Source organism: Pseudomonas sp. GW823-FHT01D03 (assembly GCF_058798255.1).
Window position 1 is genome coordinate 1449414 of record NZ_JBXAKK010000001.1, and the last position, 18337, is coordinate 1467750.

The 18337-nt window shown below is 61.9% G+C and carries 17 protein-coding genes; 8 read left to right on the plus strand and 9 right to left on the minus strand.

Annotated elements, in window-relative coordinates:
• Positions 1 to 43 precede the first annotated feature (43 nt).
• From dinG to pdxH, 5 genes are all read left to right on the plus strand, one after another.
• Positions 44 to 2188: an ATP-dependent DNA helicase DinG gene (gene dinG, locus AC1RBR_RS06410; protein ID WP_003222341.1), complete on the plus strand. Its 2145-nt coding sequence runs from the start codon at positions 44 to 46 to the stop codon at positions 2186 to 2188.
• Positions 2189 to 2282: 94 nt separating this feature from the next.
• On the plus strand, positions 2283 to 4778 hold the full coding sequence (locus tag AC1RBR_RS06415) for a beta-galactosidase (RefSeq protein WP_492563493.1): 2496 nt from the start codon (positions 2283 to 2285) through the stop codon (positions 4776 to 4778).
• Positions 4779 to 4992: 214 nt separating this feature from the next.
• Positions 4993 to 6138, plus strand: coding sequence for a serine hydrolase domain-containing protein (locus AC1RBR_RS06420; protein ID WP_492563495.1), 1146 nt, complete (start codon positions 4993 to 4995; stop codon positions 6136 to 6138).
• Positions 6139 to 6251: 113 nt separating this feature from the next.
• A complete protein-coding gene (locus tag AC1RBR_RS06425; protein ID WP_492563496.1) occupies positions 6252 to 7364 on the plus strand; it encodes an OmpA family protein in 1113 nt (370 codons plus the stop codon).
• A 24-nt stretch (positions 7365 to 7388) separates the two neighbouring features.
• Entirely contained in the window at positions 7389 to 8036 is a 648-nt protein-coding gene (gene pdxH / locus AC1RBR_RS06430; RefSeq protein ID WP_492563498.1) for a pyridoxamine 5'-phosphate oxidase, read from the plus strand.
• A 5-nt stretch (positions 8037 to 8041) separates the two neighbouring features.
• On the opposite strand, the gene AC1RBR_RS06435 is transcribed toward pdxH, so the two are convergent.
• Positions 8042 to 8278 carry a hypothetical protein gene (locus tag AC1RBR_RS06435; protein ID WP_166496546.1) on the minus strand — a complete coding sequence of 79 codons (237 nt, stop codon included), beginning with the start codon at positions 8276 to 8278 and terminating at the stop codon, positions 8042 to 8044.
• A gap of 167 nt (positions 8279 to 8445) precedes the next feature.
• Between AC1RBR_RS06435 and AC1RBR_RS06440 the strand changes: the two genes are divergently transcribed.
• Positions 8446 to 8910, plus strand: a complete 465-nt coding sequence (locus AC1RBR_RS06440; protein WP_007969461.1) for an outer membrane lipoprotein — start codon at positions 8446 to 8448, stop codon at positions 8908 to 8910.
• 71 nt (positions 8911 to 8981) lie between these two features.
• On the opposite strand, the gene AC1RBR_RS06445 is transcribed toward AC1RBR_RS06440, so the two are convergent.
• The gene (locus tag AC1RBR_RS06445) at positions 8982 to 9239 is read right to left on the minus strand and encodes a colicin E3-like toxin immunity protein (protein WP_456018866.1); all 258 of its coding nucleotides are present in this window, start codon (positions 9237 to 9239) and stop codon (positions 8982 to 8984) included.
• Positions 9240 to 9244: 5 nt separating this feature from the next.
• Positions 9245 to 10471: an S-type pyocin domain-containing protein gene (locus AC1RBR_RS06450; RefSeq protein ID WP_492563501.1), complete on the minus strand. Its 1227-nt coding sequence runs from the start codon at positions 10469 to 10471 to the stop codon at positions 9245 to 9247.
• A 277-nt stretch (positions 10472 to 10748) separates the two neighbouring features.
• On the opposite strand from AC1RBR_RS06450, the gene AC1RBR_RS06455 reads away from it, so the two are divergent.
• Positions 10749 to 11843 (plus strand): PLP-dependent cysteine synthase family protein, encoded by a 1095-nt coding sequence (locus tag AC1RBR_RS06455; protein WP_481396646.1) that lies wholly within the window; start codon positions 10749 to 10751, stop codon positions 11841 to 11843.
• 137 nt (positions 11844 to 11980) lie between these two features.
• Here the strand turns inward: AC1RBR_RS06455 and AC1RBR_RS06460 are convergent, their stop codons facing one another.
• From AC1RBR_RS06460 to AC1RBR_RS06470, 3 genes are all read right to left on the minus strand, one after another.
• Positions 11981 to 13594 (minus strand): NAD(P)/FAD-dependent oxidoreductase, encoded by a 1614-nt coding sequence (locus tag AC1RBR_RS06460; RefSeq protein WP_492563503.1) that lies wholly within the window; start codon positions 13592 to 13594, stop codon positions 11981 to 11983.
• A gap of 97 nt (positions 13595 to 13691) precedes the next feature.
• Positions 13692 to 14345 (minus strand): COG3650 family protein, encoded by a 654-nt coding sequence (locus tag AC1RBR_RS06465; protein WP_492563505.1) that lies wholly within the window; start codon positions 14343 to 14345, stop codon positions 13692 to 13694.
• 136 nt (positions 14346 to 14481) lie between these two features.
• Entirely contained in the window at positions 14482 to 15081 is a 600-nt protein-coding gene (locus tag AC1RBR_RS06470) for a short chain dehydrogenase (RefSeq protein ID WP_492563506.1), read from the minus strand.
• Between the two features lie 104 nt (positions 15082 to 15185).
• On the opposite strand from AC1RBR_RS06470, the gene AC1RBR_RS06475 reads away from it, so the two are divergent.
• The gene (locus AC1RBR_RS06475; protein ID WP_492563508.1) at positions 15186 to 16100 is read left to right on the plus strand and encodes a LysR family transcriptional regulator; all 915 of its coding nucleotides are present in this window, start codon (positions 15186 to 15188) and stop codon (positions 16098 to 16100) included.
• A gap of 107 nt (positions 16101 to 16207) precedes the next feature.
• Here AC1RBR_RS06475 and AC1RBR_RS06480 read toward each other — a convergent pair whose 3' ends face one another.
• From AC1RBR_RS06480 to bufB, 3 genes are read right to left on the minus strand one after another with little or no spacing between them, the layout of a single operon-like run.
• Positions 16208 to 16684 carry a DoxX family protein gene (locus tag AC1RBR_RS06480; protein WP_492563509.1) on the minus strand — a complete coding sequence of 159 codons (477 nt, stop codon included), beginning with the start codon at positions 16682 to 16684 and terminating at the stop codon, positions 16208 to 16210.
• On the minus strand, positions 16681 to 17439 hold the full coding sequence (locus tag AC1RBR_RS06485; protein WP_492563510.1) for an HvfC/BufC family peptide modification chaperone: 759 nt from the start codon (positions 17437 to 17439) through the stop codon (positions 16681 to 16683). The genes AC1RBR_RS06480 and AC1RBR_RS06485 overlap by 4 nt, the downstream gene beginning before the upstream one ends.
• Positions 17436 to 18323 (minus strand): MNIO family bufferin maturase, encoded by an 888-nt coding sequence (gene bufB, locus AC1RBR_RS06490; RefSeq protein ID WP_492563512.1) that lies wholly within the window; start codon positions 18321 to 18323, stop codon positions 17436 to 17438. The genes AC1RBR_RS06485 and bufB overlap by 4 nt, the downstream gene beginning before the upstream one ends.
• Positions 18324 to 18337 lie beyond the last annotated feature (14 nt).

The following is an 18337-nucleotide window of genomic DNA, read 5'->3' on the forward strand; positions in this document are numbered from 1 at the left end:
AACCACTGAAAATTTATCCAGCGTTTTTAGCGCCCGACAATCAATGATCAGCACTGAACTCAAAACCACGATCCAGGGCGCCTATTCGCGTTTTCTTGAAGCCAAGAGCCTCAAGCCGCGTTACGGCCAGCGCCTGATGATCGCTGAAATCGCCAAAGTCCTCGGGGATATCGACACCGACGACGAAGGCCGGCGCAGTGGCGACCCCGCGATTGTCGCGGTGGAAGCCGGCACCGGTACCGGCAAGACCGTGGCCTACAGCCTGGCGGCGATCCCGACGGCGAAGCTGGCCGGCAAGCGCCTGGTGATTGCCACCGCGACCGTGGCTCTGCAAGAGCAGATCGTCTACAAGGATTTGCCTGACCTGATGCGCAACAGCGGGCTGAACTTCAGCTTCGCGCTGGCCAAGGGCCGTGGTCGCTACATGTGCCTGTCCAAACTCGACATGCTGCTGCAGGAAGGCCACGCGCAAACCGCCACCGCCCAGCTGTTCGAAGAAGAAGGCTTCAAGATCGAGGTCGACGAGGCCAGTCAGAAGCTGTTCACCAGCATGATCGAGAAGCTCGCCGGCAATAAGTGGGACGGCGATCGCGACAGTTGGCCCAACGCGCTGGAAGACGCCGACTGGGCGCGTCTGACCACCGATCACAGCCAGTGCACCAACCGTCACTGCCCGAACTTCGGCCAGTGCGCCTTCTACAAGGCGCGCGAAGGCATGGGCAAGGTTGATGTAATCGTCACCAACCACGACATGGTGCTGGCTGACCTCGCGCTCGGCGGCGGTGCGGTGCTGCCGGATCCGCGTGACACCATTTACGTGTTCGACGAAGGCCATCACCTGCCGGACAAGGCCATCGGCCACTTCGCCCACTACACGCGCCTGCGTTCCACCGCCGACTGGCTGGAAACCACCGCGAAGAACCTCACCAAACTGTTGGCCCAGCATCCGTTGCCGGGGGATCTCGGCAAGCTGATCGAGCAAGTGCCCGAGCTGGCGCGCGAGATCAAGACACAGCAGCAGTTCATGTTCACCGCGTGCGAGCAGATTGCCGATTTCAAACCCGGCGAAGACGTCGAGGGTCGCGAGCGGCCACGCCATCGTTTCGTCGGCGGGGTGATTCCCGAGCACATGCGCGAAATGGGCATCGAGCTGAAAAAGGGTTATTCGCGGCTCAACGATCTGTTCACCCGCCTGACCGACCTGCTCAAGGAAGGCATGGACGGCGAGGTCAACATCGGCATCGCCAGCAATCAGGCCGAGGAGTGGTATCCGCTGTTCGGCAGCCTGTTGTCGCGGGCGTCGGGCAACTGGGAGTTGTGGACCGCGTTCACCGCCGAAGACCCGGAAGACAGCCCGCCGATGGCGCGCTGGCTGACGCTGGCCGAAAGCGGTTCGCTGTTCGACATCGAGGTTAACGCCAGCCCGATTCTTGCCGCCGAAACCCTGCGCCGCAGCCTGTGGAACGTGGCCTACGGCTGCCTGGTGACGTCGGCAACGCTGACCGCGCTGGGCACTTTCGACCGTTTCCGCATGCGCGCCGGTCTGCCGAAAAAAGCCGTCACCGCCGTGGTGCCGAGCCCGTTCCATCACGCCGACGCCGGTGTGCTGCGGGTGCCGGATCTGAAGGCCGACCCACGCGACGCCGCGGCTCACACCGCGGCGATCATCCGCGAGTTGCCGGATCTGGTCGAAGGCTCGCGCGGCACGCTGGTGCTGTTCTCTTCGCGCAAACAGATGCAGGACGTGTTCGACGGCCTCGACCGCGACTGGCGCAAGCAAGTGTTCATTCAAGGCAACCTGTCGAAACAGGAAACCCTGAACAAGCACAAGGCGCGAGTCGATGGCGGCGATTCCAGCGTGTTGTTCGGCCTCGCCAGTTTCGCCGAAGGCGTGGACTTGCCGGGCGCCTACTGCGAGCACGTGGTGATCGCCAAGATCCCGTTCTCGGTGCCGGACGATCCGGTCGAGGCGGCGCTGTCGGAGTGGATCGAGGCCCGGGGCGGCAATCCGTTCATGGAAATCTCGGTGCCCGACGCCTCGCTGAAACTGGTGCAGGCCTGCGGGCGTCTGCTGCGTACCGAAGAAGACCGCGGCACCATCACCTTGCTTGATCGGCGACTGGTCACCCAGCGCTATGGCAAGGCGATCCTCAATGCGTTGCCGCCATTCCGTCGTGAAATATCCTGAGACAACGGTGGGCAGTTTTGCCCGCCGCGCTGTCTATCTCTCTGCCATGCTTTTCCATTGGCCTTAGTTGGTCGTTAGGGAGAACTCCGTTCTTATGATTCGCCGTTCGTTGCCTGCCGTATTCGCCTTGATTTTTGCTGCCCCGTTACTGGCGGCGCCTGCGGGTCAGCAGACCCTGTTCAACTTCGTCCGTCCTGCCGACGTGGTGAAAGTCGTCACCGAAAACACTGACTTGCCACAAGCCAACGCCGAGCAAACCCCCGAAGGTGAAGTGCTGCGCCGGGTGACGTTCAACCCGGTGGCTCGCCCGACCCTGCGCCTGACCCCGCAGACCGGCGCCTGGGACTGGTCGCAGTCGGGCATGATGAGCCTGCGTCTGCAGAGCGCAATGAACTGGGCCGTGACGGTCTACGTGCAAATCCAGAGCAACAACGGCCAGGCGCTGACCAGCCGCGTCGACCTGCCGGCCGGCCCGGCGCAAACCCTTTTGGTGCCGCTGGTGGCGACCTCGCCGCTGAGCCAGGGCATGAAGGCCGGGCCGCCGATGCCGATGAATGTTGATGGCCAGCGAATTCTGCTGGCCAGCAGCAGCGGTGAACTGGATCGCAGCCAGGTGGTGTCGGTGAGTCTGTGGATGGATCAGCCGAAAGCCGCGCAGAGCCTGCTGCTCGAGCGATTCGGCGTGCAGGACGGCGATGCCGTGACTCGGGCCGTGTACGGCAATCTGGTGGACGCCTACGGTCAATCGACCCGCAGCAAATGGCCGGAAAAAATCAGCAACGACGAACAACTGAAATCCGCCGCCGCCAAGGAACAGCAACAGCTGAAAACCTGGCTGGCCGAGCGCGAAAAGTCCTCGCTGGACAAGTTCGGTGGCTGGAATAAAGGCCCGGCGTTCAAGGCCAGCGGCTTTTTCCGCACCGAAAAGCGTGACGGTCGCTGGTATCTGGTGACCCCTGAAGGGCATCCGTTCTATTCGCTGGGGGTCAACACCGTCAGCCCGCAGGTCAACCAGACTTACGTGGCCGGGCGCGAGTGGATGTTCGAATCCCTGCCCAAGGCCGACGAGCCGCTCGCGAGCCATTTCGGCGAAGGCGATAACCGTGGCGGCAACGGTGCCGATCAGGGCCGTGGCTATGGCAACGGGCGCTGGTACGACTTCTATGGCGCCAACCTGCAGCGGGTTTACGGCGAGCCCTGCAAACCGGACAGCGATACCAAGGCCGGAATTGCTGAAGCGGCCAAGGCTGGTGCGGTTGAAGAAACCGCAGTAAAAGCTGCCGAGCCTGTGCCAAAGTCAAACGAGGCGAAGGCCGGTGTCGCCGCAGCGGCGAAAACAGACGCCGTAGCGACGACTGCTGAAAAGGCTGCCGATCAACCCGTCGCTGCGCCGTGCAAGGCCACGGTCGATCAGCAGAAGTGGGCCACGCACACCCTCGATCGCCTGCAGGCCTGGGGTTTCAACACCGTCGGCAACTGGAGTGCCGACTCGCTTGCCGACGCCGAGCGGGTGCCGTACACCTTGCCGCTGTCGATCGTCGGCGACTACACCAGCATCAGCACCGGCAGCGACTGGTGGGGCGGCATGCCTGACCCGTTTGACCCGCGTTTCGCCATGGCCACTGAGCGTGCCGTGGCCATTGCCGCCCGCGATCATCGTGATGATCCGTGGCTGATCGGCTACTACGCCGACAATGAACTGGCCTGGGCCGGCCCCGGCGACGATCCGCAGTCGCGCTACGCGCTGGCCTATGGCACGTTGAAAATGACCACCGACGTGCCGGCCAAACGCGCATTCCTCAAGCAGTTGCGCGACAAGTACCGCAACCAGGCGGGCCTGTCGAAAGCCTGGGGCATTGATCTGCCGGCGTGGGAATTGATGGAAGACCCGGGTTTCGTGCCGCCGATGCCGAGTCCGGAGCACCCGGAAATCGAAAACGACTTCAAATACTTCCAGAAGGTATTTGCCGACACCTACTTCAAGACCATCTCCGATTCGCTGAAATGGCACGCACCGAATCAGTTGCTGCTCGGTGGCCGTTTCGCCACCAGCACCCCGGAAGCCGTGGCGTCCTGCGCACAGTATTGCGACGTGTTGAGTTTCAATATGTACACGCTGAAACCGCAGGACGGCTATGACTTCGCCGCCCTGCGCGCTCTCGACAAGCCGGTGCTGATCACCGAATTCAACTTTGGCTCCAGTGATCGCGGCCCGTTCTGGGGGGGCGTGACGCAACTGGCGCGGGAAGAAGATCGCGGCCCGGCGTATGCCAGTTTCCTCAAACAGGCGTTGAGCGAACCGTCGATTGTCGGCGTGCACTGGTTCCAGTATCTGGACCAACCGGTGACCGGGCGTCTGCTCGATGGCGAGAACGGGCACTTCGGTCTGGTGGGGATTACCGATCTGCCGTATCAGGGCTTTGTCGAAGCGGTGCGCAAGAGCAATTTGCAGGCAGTTGATCAGTTGGGCAAAGAGGCTGAGAAGGCCGCTGCGGTCGCCGGTCATGAAGCCGCAGGCGGGCGTAAGGGTGAAGCTGGAAAAGGCCCGGGAGCCGGGCATGCGGGTGGGCATTCGGGCAATGGTCATTAAGGTTTAGACCGCGTCATCGTTCTTCGCGAGCAAGCCCGCTCCCACACTGGATCTCTGCCACACCAAAGAATCTCTGTGGGAGCGAGCTTGCTCGCGAAGGGGTCAGCCGCCTCACTGCAGCATTCAACCGTCCGGCCCGCAGCTGTTCCCAAATCCCTCAAGGGCTGGAACAATGCGGGCCACTTTGTAGAGCGTTTTCGCGGGGGAGTTGCGGGTGCAGATTCAGGGACATTACGAGCTTCAATTCGAAGCAGTGCGCGAGGCGTTCGCGGCACTGTTCGACGATCCCCAGGAACGCGGCGCAGCCCTGTGCATCAAGGTCGGCGGAGAAACCGTCCTCGACCTCTGGTCCGGTACTGCCGACAAGGACGGCACCGAGGCCTGGCACAGCGACACCATCGCCAACCTGTTTTCCTGCACCAAGACCTTCACCGCAGTCACCGCGTTGCAACTGGTGGCTGAAGGCAAACTGCAACTGGATGCACCGGTTGCCCGCTACTGGCCGGAATTCGCTGCCGCTGGCAAAGAAACCGTCACCCTGCGCCAACTGCTCTGCCATCAGGCCGGTCTGCCGGCCCTGCGCGAGTTGCTGGCGCCCGCCGCCCTCTACGAATGGCAAACCATGGTCGACGCCCTCGCGGCCGAAGCCCCGTGGTGGACGCCGGGCACCGGCCACGGCTATGCCGCCATCACTTATGGCTGGCTGGTCGGGGAGTTGCTCCGTCGCGCTGACGGTCGCGGGCCGGGCGAGTCGATCGTCGCCCGTGTCGCCAGGCCGCTGGGGCTGGATTTCCACGTCGGCCTGGCTGACGAAGAGTTCTACCGCGTGGCGCATATCGCACGGGGCAAGGGCAACGTCGGCGACGCCGCGGCCCAGCGCCTGTTGCAAGTGACCATGCGCGAACCGACCGCCCTGACCACCCGCGCCTTCACCAATCCGCCGTCGGTGCTTACCAGTACCAACAAACCGGAATGGCGGCGCATGCAGCAACCGGCCGCCAATGGTCATGGCAATGCGCGCAGTCTGGCCGGTTTCTATGCCGGTTTGCTCGATGGCAGCCTGCTCGAAAGCGAAATGCTCGAAGAGCTGACCCGCGAACACAGCTACGGCGACGACAAGACCCTGCTGACCCGCACCCGTTTCGGTCTGGGCTGCATGCTCGATCAACCGGACATGGCGAACGCCACCTACGGCCTCGGCCCGCGCGCGTTCGGTCATCCGGGGGCGGGCGGTTCGGTGGGTTTTGCTGATCCTGAGCACGATGTCGCGTTCGGTTTTGTGACAAATACCCTTGGGCCGTACGTCTTGATGGATCCGCGCGCACAGCAATTGGCGCGGGTACTTGCCACTTGTCTGTAAAGCGTTACATGAGGTTCCAGGGTTGGAACCAGATCCGGTTTTTCGATTCAAAGTGTCTGTTTATCCGGGCGAAAGTGCTCTGATTTTTCATTACTTCATTTTGTGGATTTTCAATGTCAGCTAAAACGACTCTCGCCCTGGCCCTGTGTGTTGCGATCACCGGTTGTGCACAGACTCCAAAAAATGATGCGGACGGCGGCAGCTGGTGGCCGTTCGGGTCTTCCGACAAAGTGGCGGCCAACGAGCCGGCACCGGCGCCTGTGAAACCTGCCGCCAGCGCACCAGTGGCTAAAACCGAGAGCAGCAGCCCTTGGTACTGGCCGTTCGGATCCGATGATGCAGCAGCTAAGGCCGACATGAAGGCCGAAGTCGCCCCTGAAGCGAAAAAAACGGTGACGGTTGCCAAGGCTGAAGCCGACAAGGGCGGCAAATGGTGGTGGCCGTTCGGTGGCAAGGATCAGGACACCGCCAAGGTGGTGCCAATGCCGGACCCTAAAGTCACCCAGGCCTGGCTCGACGATTATGAGCCGCGCCTGCGTACCGCGATTCAGGACAGCAACCTGCAACTCGAACGCCGTGACAACGTGCTGGTCGTGACCGCACCGGTGGAAGGCTCGTTCAACCCGGATCGTCCGGCCATGCTGCTGCCAGTGACCCTGGGCCCGTTCACCCGCGTGGCAAAAATCCTCGAAGCTGACCCGAAAACCGCCGTGCTGGTACTCGGTCACAGCGACTCCAGTGGCGCCGCGCCTGCCAACGTCAAATTGAGTCAGGAGCGTGCACAAGCCATTGCGGCGATTTTCCGTCTCAGCGGTTTGCAGCGTGATCGTCTGATGCTGCGCGGTATGGGTTCTGAAGCGCCGCGTGCCGCCAACGACAGCGTTGAGGGTCGTGCCCTGAACCGTCGCGTGGAAATGCTGGTGACTCCACAGAACACCATGGTTGCGCTGCTGAGCAAATACAACATGCCGGCGCCGAAGCCTGTGACAATGGTTGCCGCGCAGGACGTCAAGCCTGTGGCCAAACCGGTCACCCCAGCGCCTGCTGCGAAGAAAGCCGCGGTACCTGCGACCAAAAAAGCGCCGGTCAAGAAAGCTGCCGCCAAGGCTCCGGTGAAGAAGGCCGCGACCAAGGCACCGGCCAAGGCGCCTGCGAAGAAAACCGCGCCAGCCAAAGCCGCCGCGACCGACAAGAAAGTCGCGGCTGCCGATGCCGCCAAGAAGTGATCCGCTAACGAAAAGGAATGCGCCATGACCCAGGCTCTGGCAGATATGCGTCGTGATTACACTCGGGACGGGCTCACCGAGGCGCAAGCCCCGGCCGAGCCGTTTGCGCTGTTTCACCAGTGGTTTGCCGACGCGGTGAAAACCGAACAGGCTCCAGTGGAAGCCAACGCCATGACCCTGGCCACGGTGGATGCTGACGGGCGGCCGCATTGCCGCATTCTGCTGCTCAAGGGCCTGGACGCGCAGGGCTTCACCTTTTTCACCAACTACGACAGCGCCAAGGGCCAGCAACTGGCGGCCAACCCGTTTGCCGCCATGACCTTCTTCTGGCCGACCCTGGAACGGCAGGTGCGCATCGAAGGGCGTGTGGTGAAGGTCACGCCGCAAGAGTCCGACGCGTATTATCAGGTGCGACCGCTGGGCAGCCGGCTCGGGGCCTGGGCCTCACCGCAGAGCCGGGTGATCAACGGGCGTGGCGAGCTGGAAAATCTGCTCAAGGCCACCGAGCAGCGTTTCAGCGATACCCAGCCTGACTGTCCGGAACATTGGGGTGGTTACCGCCTGCTGCCCGAGCGCATCGAGTTCTGGCAGGGCCGTCCGAGCCGTCTGCATGATCGCCTGAACTATCGTCAGCAGGACGCCCACTGGATTCTTGAACGTCTGGCGCCCTGAGCAGTCTACCGAGCGAGATAGCCTGCCGCTGCGGCCTCAAGCCACTTCGGCAGGTCCCGACGCTTGATCTTTTGCGCGCGGGCATCGGCCAGTCGTTCCAGCATGAAGGCGCGTTTGCCTTCATCCTTGCCCGCCAGGGACAGCGCCAGGTCACGATCCATCCAGCGTCTGATCCGCACGTACAGCCACCCGTGGAAGTACAGACCGGCAGCGGTGGTGATGAAAATGATCAGGTAATCCATGGAAATCCTTGGGTTTGGCGCGGCAGGTCGGGCGATTTGGCGCTACTGTAGGGTGGGCTGCCGGAGCCTGTACCGGGCCTGAATAAAATCAAGTTTATCCGGGCTGCGTCGTGACAGGCGTCAAGCAGCGGGGTTTAATGAACACAAGTTCTTTTGGAGTTGATGCTATGCGTAAGTCTGTTCTGCTGGTTGCTTCCTTTTCCACGATGGCGATGTTGCTGACCGGCTGCCAGTCGAGCCTGACCGGTGACTCCTACTCCCGTGACGAAGCGCGTCGTGTGCAGACGATTCGCATGGGCACCATCGAATCCCTGCGTCCGGTGAAAATCGAAGGCACCAAGACTCCGATCGGCGGCGCTGCTGGCGCAGTGGTCGGCGGTGTAGGCGGCAGCGCCATCGGTGGCGGCAAGGGCAGCATCGTCGCGGCGGTCATCGGTGCTGTGGCCGGTGGTCTGATCGGTTCCGCGACTGAAGAAGGCCTGACCCGCACCCAGGGCGTGGAAATCACCGTGCGCGAAGACGACGGCAGCATGCGCGCCTACGTGCAACAGGTTCAGGAAAACGAAGTGTTCCGTGTCGGTGAGCGCGTGCGCATCTCCACCGTCGGTGGCACCAGCCGCGTTTCGCACTAAGCGCGAACGAGCGGTAAAGAAAAACCCCGATCAGGTGACTGGTCGGGGTTTTTTATGATCCTGGGTGCCGGTTACCAGACGTCGCAGTAGTCAAACGAAATTTGATAGTCGTGAGTCGTTAGGGAAATATTATTTTGAAAGTAAGGTTGAAGGACAGGTTTCCAACTTTCGAGTACGTTGAAGCCGCCATTATTAATGTTGTTTTCTACCGGTATACCCAAGGCATTCAAAACGGTTTCATCGTCGCCTAAATCCTCGGAATATTCTTCGCCCTCGCATAGATGGGTTTGCTTGTCGTACCACTCCAGCCTTAGTTTTAATCCCATCATCACCCTCACAAGTATTTTTTTCTGATGCTTCTTTCATCTTTCGGGCCCTCTCGTCGCTCTCCTGTAAAAGGGTCAAAAGCGCCTAGGTGAGCTCCGTCACTTGCACGGTAAACTTCCAACTCGCCGTGCATCGAGTCCCACTCATAAATTCTCCTGCCTTTGGCATCCTTCCATCGTTCCCGAAGTCCGCCACCTCCTTGTACGGGATTCATTTTCTGTGCCTTTTTCAGGCCGGGAAACGCGGTAATTTCCTCTGCTTTCGGAGGTTTATGATAGCTGTGTCCCGCTGGTGGTAAGCCTTTGCGCGAGGAGTTGACCACGATGTATAGAGGCCGAACCCCCGAATCCGCCGGAAACACCAGAATGAAATCCCGATATTCCGGCGGATAAATCGGATTCACCAAAATCCCGTCCGCCGCTTTCGTCGGCGGATAAACCCAGATGTGCGGTGCCTGCGGGGCGGCTTCCAAAGCGGGAATGCCGAGAACGTCCGAGCCATCCACCGCAGGCGTCCAGATCAGTTCGATGCCTTCACCCAGGTCGGCGACGAACCGGTTGCCGCGCGCGGTGAACTGCACGACATCGACCATTTCCCAGTCGCGATTCCTGCCGGTGTAGAAGCCGTAGCCCTTGAGGCTGCCGTCGTCCTGTTGTTCGACGCGTAGGCGAACGCGGGTGCGGGCCTGTTTGAGGCTGCGCAGTTGCTCGTCGCTATAGAGTGCGCTGTCGCCAAGGCTGGAAGGCATGAGCAGCGCCACCAGTCCTGCCAGGGTGGCGGTAGCCGTCCCGGCGGCGATCGCGGGTAGCGCCTCGAACGCGGTGCCGGCCAAGGCGAAGCTGCCCAGCCCGGCGGGGATTGCGGTGGCGCCGATTTTCTTCAGGGCCACGCCGCCGTTCTCATCGCTTTCGCGAGCGCCAAGCAGGATCAGCTCGCCGTAATCCTTGAGGCTGTCGGTCGGCACCATCCCCGAAGGATTCACGTAGTCGATGATCGCGTCCGGCAATTTGCAGGACTTGGCGAATACGCAGCCGGCGCGCACCGGATCAGGCTTTTGGGCCGCTATTTCGCGGCTGCGCTCGAAAGCCTCCTGCCGCGCCAGCATGGCCTCGTAAGCGTTTTGTCGGGCTTCGCGCTCGGCCAGTTCAGTGGCCGTCATGTAGCGCCAGGTGACGTGATGACCGTCGCCCGCCGGCGGGTTGGGGACCCGGGGAATGTCCTTGTTGCGAGCCACTGAGCGTCCTTTCGTTCATCCATCGACAGGCCCTCGAAAGGGCTGTGCGACGTTAACGAAGCAGGCAAAGGGTGGCTGTAGGACGGGTCTTTGATTAAGTGCGGATTGTTCGCTATTTGTCAGGCAGGAGGGCGAGCAGGCCCATTTGCACAGAATCTGGCAGTTGGCGGATGAATTGAGCCTCAGCTGTATCTGTGAGGCCTGCAGGTTTTTTCCTATGCTTGAGAGCTGAGCCTGTGACGAGGCAATTCCTGCCCGACTCAACGAGAACATGACCATGAGCGACAACCGCCAGTGGGCCCGCGAAGCCATCCGCATCATCGAAGCGGACTTCCAGCGCAGCGCCGACACCCATCTGATTCCCTTGCCGCTGCCGGGGTTTGCAGGCATCGAGTTGTATTTCAAGGACGAGTCGAGCCATCCCACCGGCAGCCTCAAGCATCGTCTGGCACGTTCGCTGTTCCTGTATGCGTTGTGTAACGGGTGGCTCAAACCCGGCGCACCGGTGATCGAGGCGTCCAGCGGTTCGACGGCGATTTCCGAGGCGTATTTCGCGCGCATGCTCGGTTTGCCGTTCATTGCGGTGATGCCGGCGACCACTTCGAAAGAGAAGATCGCGCAGATCGCCTTCTACGGTGGTCAGAGCCATCTGGTGAAGGATCCGACGCAGATTTACGCCGAATCCGAACGTCTGGCCCGCGAGCATGGCGGCCACTTCATCGACCAGTTCACCTACGCCGAGCGGGCCACCGATTGGCGGGCGAACAACAACATCGCCGAGTCGATCTTCCAGCAGATGCGTTTCGAGAAACACCCGGAACCGAGCTGGCTGATTTCCAGCCCCGGCACCGGCGGCACCACCGCGACCCTCGGCCGCTACGTGCGTTATCGCCAGCATTGCACCCGGGTGTTGTGCGCCGACGCCGAGCGCTCGGTATTCTTCGATTTCTACCAGACCGGTGACGCCAGTCTGCGTCTGGACTGCGGTTCACGGATCGAAGGCATCGGCCGGCCCCGGGTCGAGGCGTCGTTCCTGCCCAAGGTCATCGATGCGATGGTCAAGGTGCCGGACGCCTTGTCGCTGGCGGCCATGCATTATCTGGCGCAGCGTCTGGGACGGCATGTCGGCGGGTCGAGCGGCACCAACCTGATCGGCGCACTGATGGCGGCGCAGCAGATGAAAGCGGCGGGGGAGTCGGGGTCGATCGTGGCGATTCTGTGCGATGGCGGCGAGCGCTATGCCGACACCTATTACGATCAGGGCTGGCTGAAGGCGCAGGGCTATGAGCTGGAGGGATTGATTGCAGCGGTGGCGGCGAGTGCCGAGAAAGGTGAGCCGTTGCCGACTTCAGTCCTGCGCGCCAATATCTGAAGCAACACAGAAACCAATGTGGGAGCGGGCTTGCTCGCGAATGCGGTGGGTCAGTCAACATTGTCGTCGACTGACCCACCGCATTCGCGAGCAAGCCCGCTCCCACAGGAGGTTGGTGTTACTTCAAAACAGATGTATCAGTCTTCCAGACCGAGAATATCGCGCGCCACGGCCTCGGCAATCCGAATCCCGTCCACACCCGCCGACAGAATCCCGCCCGCATAACCGGCGCCTTCACCGGCCGGGAACAGGCCTTTGACGTTCAGGCTCTGCAGCGATTCGTTACGCGTGATGCGCAGCGGCGACGAGGTGCGGGTTTCGATGCCGGTCAACACCGCATCGTGCAGCGAGTAACCGCGAATCTGCTTCTCGAACGCCGGCAACGCTTCGCGGATCGCTTCGATGGCAAAGTCCGGCAGCGCCAAGGCCAGGTCGCCCAGGGCCACGCCCGGTTTGTACGACGGCTCGACTTCGCCCAGTTCGGTCGACGGGGTGCCATTGATGAAGTCGCCGACCAGTTGCGCCGGGGCCTTGTAGTCGCTGCCGCCGAGGATGAACGCGTGGGATTCCAGACGCTCCTGCAACTCGATACCGGCCAGCGGGCCGCCCGGGTAATCGACTTCCGGGGTGATGCCGACGACGATCCCGGAGTTGGCGTTGCGCTCGTTGCGCGAGTACTGGCTCATGCCGTTGGTGACCACGCGGTTCGGCTCGGAAGTGGCCGCGACCACGGTGCCGCCCGGGCACATGCAGAAGCTGTAGACCGAACGGCCGTTCTTGGCGTGGTGCACCAGTTTGTAGTCGGCAGCCCCCAGCTTCGGGTGGCCGGCGTACTTGCCCAGCCGCGCGCGGTCGATCAGCGATTGCGGGTGTTCGATGCGGAAGCCCACCGAGAACGGCTTGGCTTCCATGAATACGCCACGGCTGTGGAGCATGCGGAAAGTGTCGCGGGCACTGTGGCCGAGGGCCAGAACCACGTGTTTCGAATGCAGGGTTTCGCCGCTCGCCAGTTCGACGCCGACCAGTTGGCCGTCTTCGATCAGCACGTCGGTGACGCGCTCCTGGAAGCGTACTTCGCCGCCCAGCGCGCGGATCTCTTCACGCATGGTCTCGACCATGCCGGTCAGACGGAACGTACCGATGTGCGGTTTGCTGACGTAGAGGATTTCTTCCGGCGCGCCGGCCTTGACGAACTCGTGCAGGACTTTGCGGCCAAGGAACTTCGGATCCTTGATCTGGCTGTACAGCTTGCCGTCGGAGAACGTGCCCGCGCCGCCTTCGCCGAACTGCACGTTGGACTCGGGGTTGAGCACGCTTTTACGCCACAGGCCCCAGGTGTCCTTGGTGCGCTGGCGGACTTCGGTACCGCGTTCGAGGATGATCGGCTTGAAGCCCATCTGCGCCAGCAACAGGCCGGCGAAAATTCCGCACGGGCCGAAACCGACCACGATCGGGCGCTGGTTCAGGTCGCTTGGCGCCTGACCGACGAATTTGTAGCTGACATCCGGCGCCACGTTGACGTTACGGTCGTCGGCGAACTTGCCCAGCACTTTGGCCTCGTCGCGCACGGTGAGGTCAATGGTGTAGATGAAGCACAGTTCGGAGGACTTTTTGCGCGCGTCGTAGCTGCGCTTGAACAAGGTGAAATCGAGCAAATCATCGCTGGCGATGCCCAGACGCTGCACGATGGCGGCACGCAGGTCTTCTTCGGGATGGTCGATTGGCAGCTTGAGTTCGGTGATTCGTAACATGGCGAGGATCCGGATTCGCGGGGCGCACAACTGCGCCAGGGCGTTTGAAGGCCGCGATTATAAGCCGCAAAGGCCGGATCCGGTGAGGCTAAAACGCTCAGTCGTTACGCGATCCGCCGAAATACCCGCAACCACGCTCGACCTTGCCGTCGATGCGCAGCTCGGCGCTCATGTGCTGCACGCTGCCGGTGCTGCTGTCGACGCAGCGTTGCGGCGCGACCCACAACTCGATGCGCTGGTTGTTGGCTTCGCTGCTGAGGTTGAAGCGGCCGTCGCCCAGTTGCTCCTCGACATACGGCACCGCCAGCGCCGGCTGGCCTTCACGGTCGATGACCATGCCCTTGCCGCTGACTTTGACGCTCCACTCGGGACCGTGGCCGGCGGCACGCAGGATCAACAGCTTGAAGTTCGGGTCATCGCACGCGGTGCCGGAACGCTCGACGCGATACAACTGGCCGAGGTCGAGGCGGTCGCCAGCGATCTTCCCGCGCACATCGGCAAACAGCTTGCCCTGCTGATCGGCAAGGGTCGCGGCCTCTTGCAGCACGCTGGTGCCGCCGATGTCGTTGACCACGTACTGACGCTGTTCGCCACACGGCTGGAACACCAGTTTGCCGTCGGCTGCGGTCAACTGCCCCTGCATCCGGGTTTGTCCGATGTGGGACGCGCTTTCCCGCGGGCCATCGAGCAATTGGCAGGCGGCGAACAATGGCAGCAGGGCAACAACGATCAACGAACGGGCAACACGCATCTTCGGCTCTCCAGACAAGTGCCGCCACGTTACGCAGGCTGACCATCAAATGCAAAAGATCGCAGCCTGCGGCAGCTCCTACATGGAGACGCACGCTCGTGTGTAGGAGCTGCCGCAGGCTGCGATCTTTTTGCTTTTAACCGACGTGAAAAGTCTGACCGGTTTGCAGGCCTTCGACACTTTTCGCGTAGGCCAATGCCACATCGGCTGCCGCAACCGGCTTGTAGCCACGGAAGTACGGGGCGTAGCTGCCCATGGCTTCCAGCAGCACGGTCGGGCTGATCGAGTTGATGCGCAGGCCACGCGGCAATTCGATGGCGGCGGCTTTGACGAAGCTGTCCAGAGCGCCGTTAACCAGTGCCGCCGAGGCGCCGGTACGGATCGGGTCATGGCTGAGCACGCCGGTGGTGAAAGTGAACGAGGCGCCGTCGTTGGCGTATTCGCGACCGATCAGCAGCAGGTTGACCTGGCCCATCAGTTTGTCTTTCAGGCCCAGGGCAAAGCTGTCGGCGTTCATCTCGCCGAGTGGGGCGAAGGTCACGTTGCCGGCGGCGCAGATCAGCGCATCGAACTTGCCGGTCTGCTCGAACAGCTGGCGAATCGAGGCGCTGTCGCTGATGTCCACCTGGAAGTCGCCGTTGTTGCGACCGATGCGGATCACTTCATGACGCTGGCTCAGTTCTTTGTCCACGGCCGAACCGATGGTGCCGGCGGCACCGATTAACAGAATCTTCATGGGGCTGTTCCTCAATGGGTTGAACGAGGTTTCAGTCTAGAGTGGTTTTTTCTGCGGATAAGCGCACTAATAGGCAACCTTTGGTTTTCAAATGGAAACAATCCATGAGCGAAATGGATGATCTGGCGGCGTTCGCGGTGTTGATCGAGGCAGGCAGCTTTACCCTGGCGGCGCAGCAACTGGGTTGCAGCAAGGGCCAGTTGTCCAAGCGCATCAGCCAGTTGGAAGCGCAGTTTTCCGTGGTGCTGCTGCAACGCACCACCCGCCGCCTGAGCCTGACTGCCGCCGGCGCCGCATTGTTGCCGCAAGCCCAGGCGTTGGTGGTGCAGGTGGAGCGCGCGCGGCAGGCATTGGCGCGTTTGAAAGACGACATGGCCGGCCCGGTGCGGATGACGGTGCCAGTGTCGTTGGGGGAAACGTTTTTCGACGGTTTGCTGCTGGAGTTCTCGCAGAAGTATCCCGAGGTGCAGATCGAACTGGAGCTGAACAACCACTATCGCGACCTGTCCCGGGACGGCTTCGATCTGGCGATTCGCGCCGAGGTGGCCAATGACGAGCGGCTGGTGGCCAAGCCACTGCTGGCGTGGCAGGAAATGACCTGCGCCAGCCCGGCGTATCTGGTGCAGTTCGGCGAACCGCTGACCCCGCAGGAGCTGGCCGAACACCGCTGCCTGCTCAACAGCCACTACAGTGGCCGCGAGGAGTGGCTGTATCACCAACAGCACGAATTGCTGCGGGTGCGGGTGTCGGGGCCGTTCGCCAGCAACCATTACAACCTGCTGAAGAAAGCTGCACTGGCCGGCGCCGGCATCGCAAGGTTGCCGTCGTATCTGCTGCAAACCGAACTGGCTGACGGCCGATTGCGCTGGCTGCTGCGGGATTTTCAGACGCGGCGGATGCCGATGTATCTGGTGCATCCTTATCAGGGCGGGTTGCCCAAACGCACGCAGGTGCTGGCGGATTATCTGATCGGCTGGTTCAAACGCAGCGGCGAGGCGCTGGATCGGCTTGAGCGCTAACTCATTTCCTGTAGGAGTGAGCCTGCTCGCGATTGCGTAAGCAAATTCAACAGAAATGTTGGCTGGATTACCGCTATCGCGAGCAGGCTCACTCCTACAGTTTGTGGTCAGCTGGCAAGACGTCGTGCGATCAGGTGATCGATCGACAATCTGCCCGGTCCGGTCGCCATCAGGTACAGCAACACCGCCGCCCAGGTGCCATGGGTCGGGTAGGCATCGGGATAAACGAATACCTCGATGACCAGCGTCATGCCCAGCAGCGTCAGCGCCGAAAACCTTGTGGCGAAGCCGATCAATATCAGCACCGGAAAGAAGTGTTCGGCAAACGCCGCCATGTGCGCGGCGACTTCCGGTGACAGCAGCGGCACGTGGTATTCGCTCTGGAACAACGGAATCGTCGAGTCCGCCAAGTGTGGCCAGCCGAGTTGAACGGTGCCGTCGAGCAAATCGATGGCCAGCCCCTCGACCTTGGTCTGCCCGGACTTCCAGAACACCGCGGCAATCGAAAACCGCGCGATGAAGGCGATCAGGCTGTGGGGGATTTTTTCCATTAGTCCGATGGCGCGAGTGATGAGGTTGCTCATGGCGATACCTGGTTGTTCAAGTCGGTGATGGCGTTGTGGCCGATCAGCAGGGCGAGGGTCTGCGGCAGATCGAGCGGCGGGCTGTCTTGCGCCGCCTGCAGCAGCGGTCGGTGATGGAGCAGATGGCGGATGAACACGCTGGCGCCTTGATCGAGGGCAAAGACCTCGACCTCCAGACCGTTGCGCAGCACCAGTGCGTGTTGCCCTTGATGGATGTCGATGCCCGCCAGCGTGGCGTCCTGCTGATGTGCGGCCCAGATCGAAACCACCGCACAGGCCGAATCGAGCAGGTGCAGCGAGGGATGCAGGGTGATGTTCAGTTCGGCGAGAGTTTGTGGATCGGCCAGTGCAGCGCTGATCTGTTGCGCACTGACCGTCGCGGCATCGGCGGCGTGATAAGCGCGGGTGCGCAAGCGTTCGAGCCGTGCGACATCGGCCAGATACGGCACCTCGGCCGCCGGTTCGAATGCGTCAATGAAGTCCGCCAGACCGTCGCCGTAACGGCTCATCAACGGACTGTGCGGCGGCTGCTGTTGGATGAATATGCCGGCCATGCCACGGAAGAATTCCTCGCCGACCAACTGCTGCACCACCGGATAACTGTCGGCCAGCGCGTTGATCAACGAGCCTTGCACGTTATTGCGATACACCAGAAATCGGCTGGCAGGATCAGCACCGTTGGCGCTGCACAGGCCGGCGGGGCAGGGCAGGCGAGTGTCGAGCAGAGCGGCGCTGAAGTCGGCTTGAGTGCTCATGGCCGACTCCCAGCGTGCAGCAACAACGCTTCGGCCTGCTGCGCCTCGGCCAGCAGCACATTGAACGCCGGGACCTGATTGTCCCGTTCGATCAAGGTTGCCACCGGGCCGATTCGTTCGAGCGCTTGTCGGTACAACGCCCAGACTGCGTCATCAATCGGCGCGCCGTGATCATCGATCAGCAAGCGGTCGCCGAGGCTATCGGCGTCTTCGGCGAACCCGGCCAGGTGAATCTCGCCGACCGCGTGCAACGGCAGCGCGTCGAGGTAGGTCAGTGGCTCGCGTTGATGATTGATGCACGAGACGTAGACGTTGTTGACGTCAAGTAGCAGTCCGCAACCGCTGCGGCGGATCACCTCGGTGATGAACTCCGGCTCATCGATGGTCGAGCGCTCGAAGCCGAGATAGGTCGCTGGATTCTCCAGCAGCATCGGCCGCTTGAGGCTGTTCTGCACTTGATCGATGTGTTCGCAGACGCGGCTCAGCGTCGGCGTGTCATACGCCAGCGGCAGCAGGTCATTGAGGAACACCGGGCCGTGGCTCGACCAGGCCAGGTGTTCGGAAAAGGCTTGCGGTTGATAGCGCTCGATCAGTGTTTGCAGGCGTTGCAGGTGCTGCACGTCTAATGGCCCTTCGGCCCCGATCGACAGCCCGACGCCGTGCAGCGACAGCGGATACTGTTCACGGATCAACCCGAGAAAATGATGAAACGGACCGCCGTCGACCATGTAGTTTTCGGCGTGGACTTCGAAGAAGCCAATGTCCGGTCGGGTGCCGAGCACTTCACGCAAGTGCCCGGTCTTGAGCCCCAGCCCCGCGCGGGGCGGGAGCCCGCAGAGGGCTGCCCGAGTGCGCGGTGGGACAGGTTCGTTGATTGTGAACATGAGCGTCACTCGGG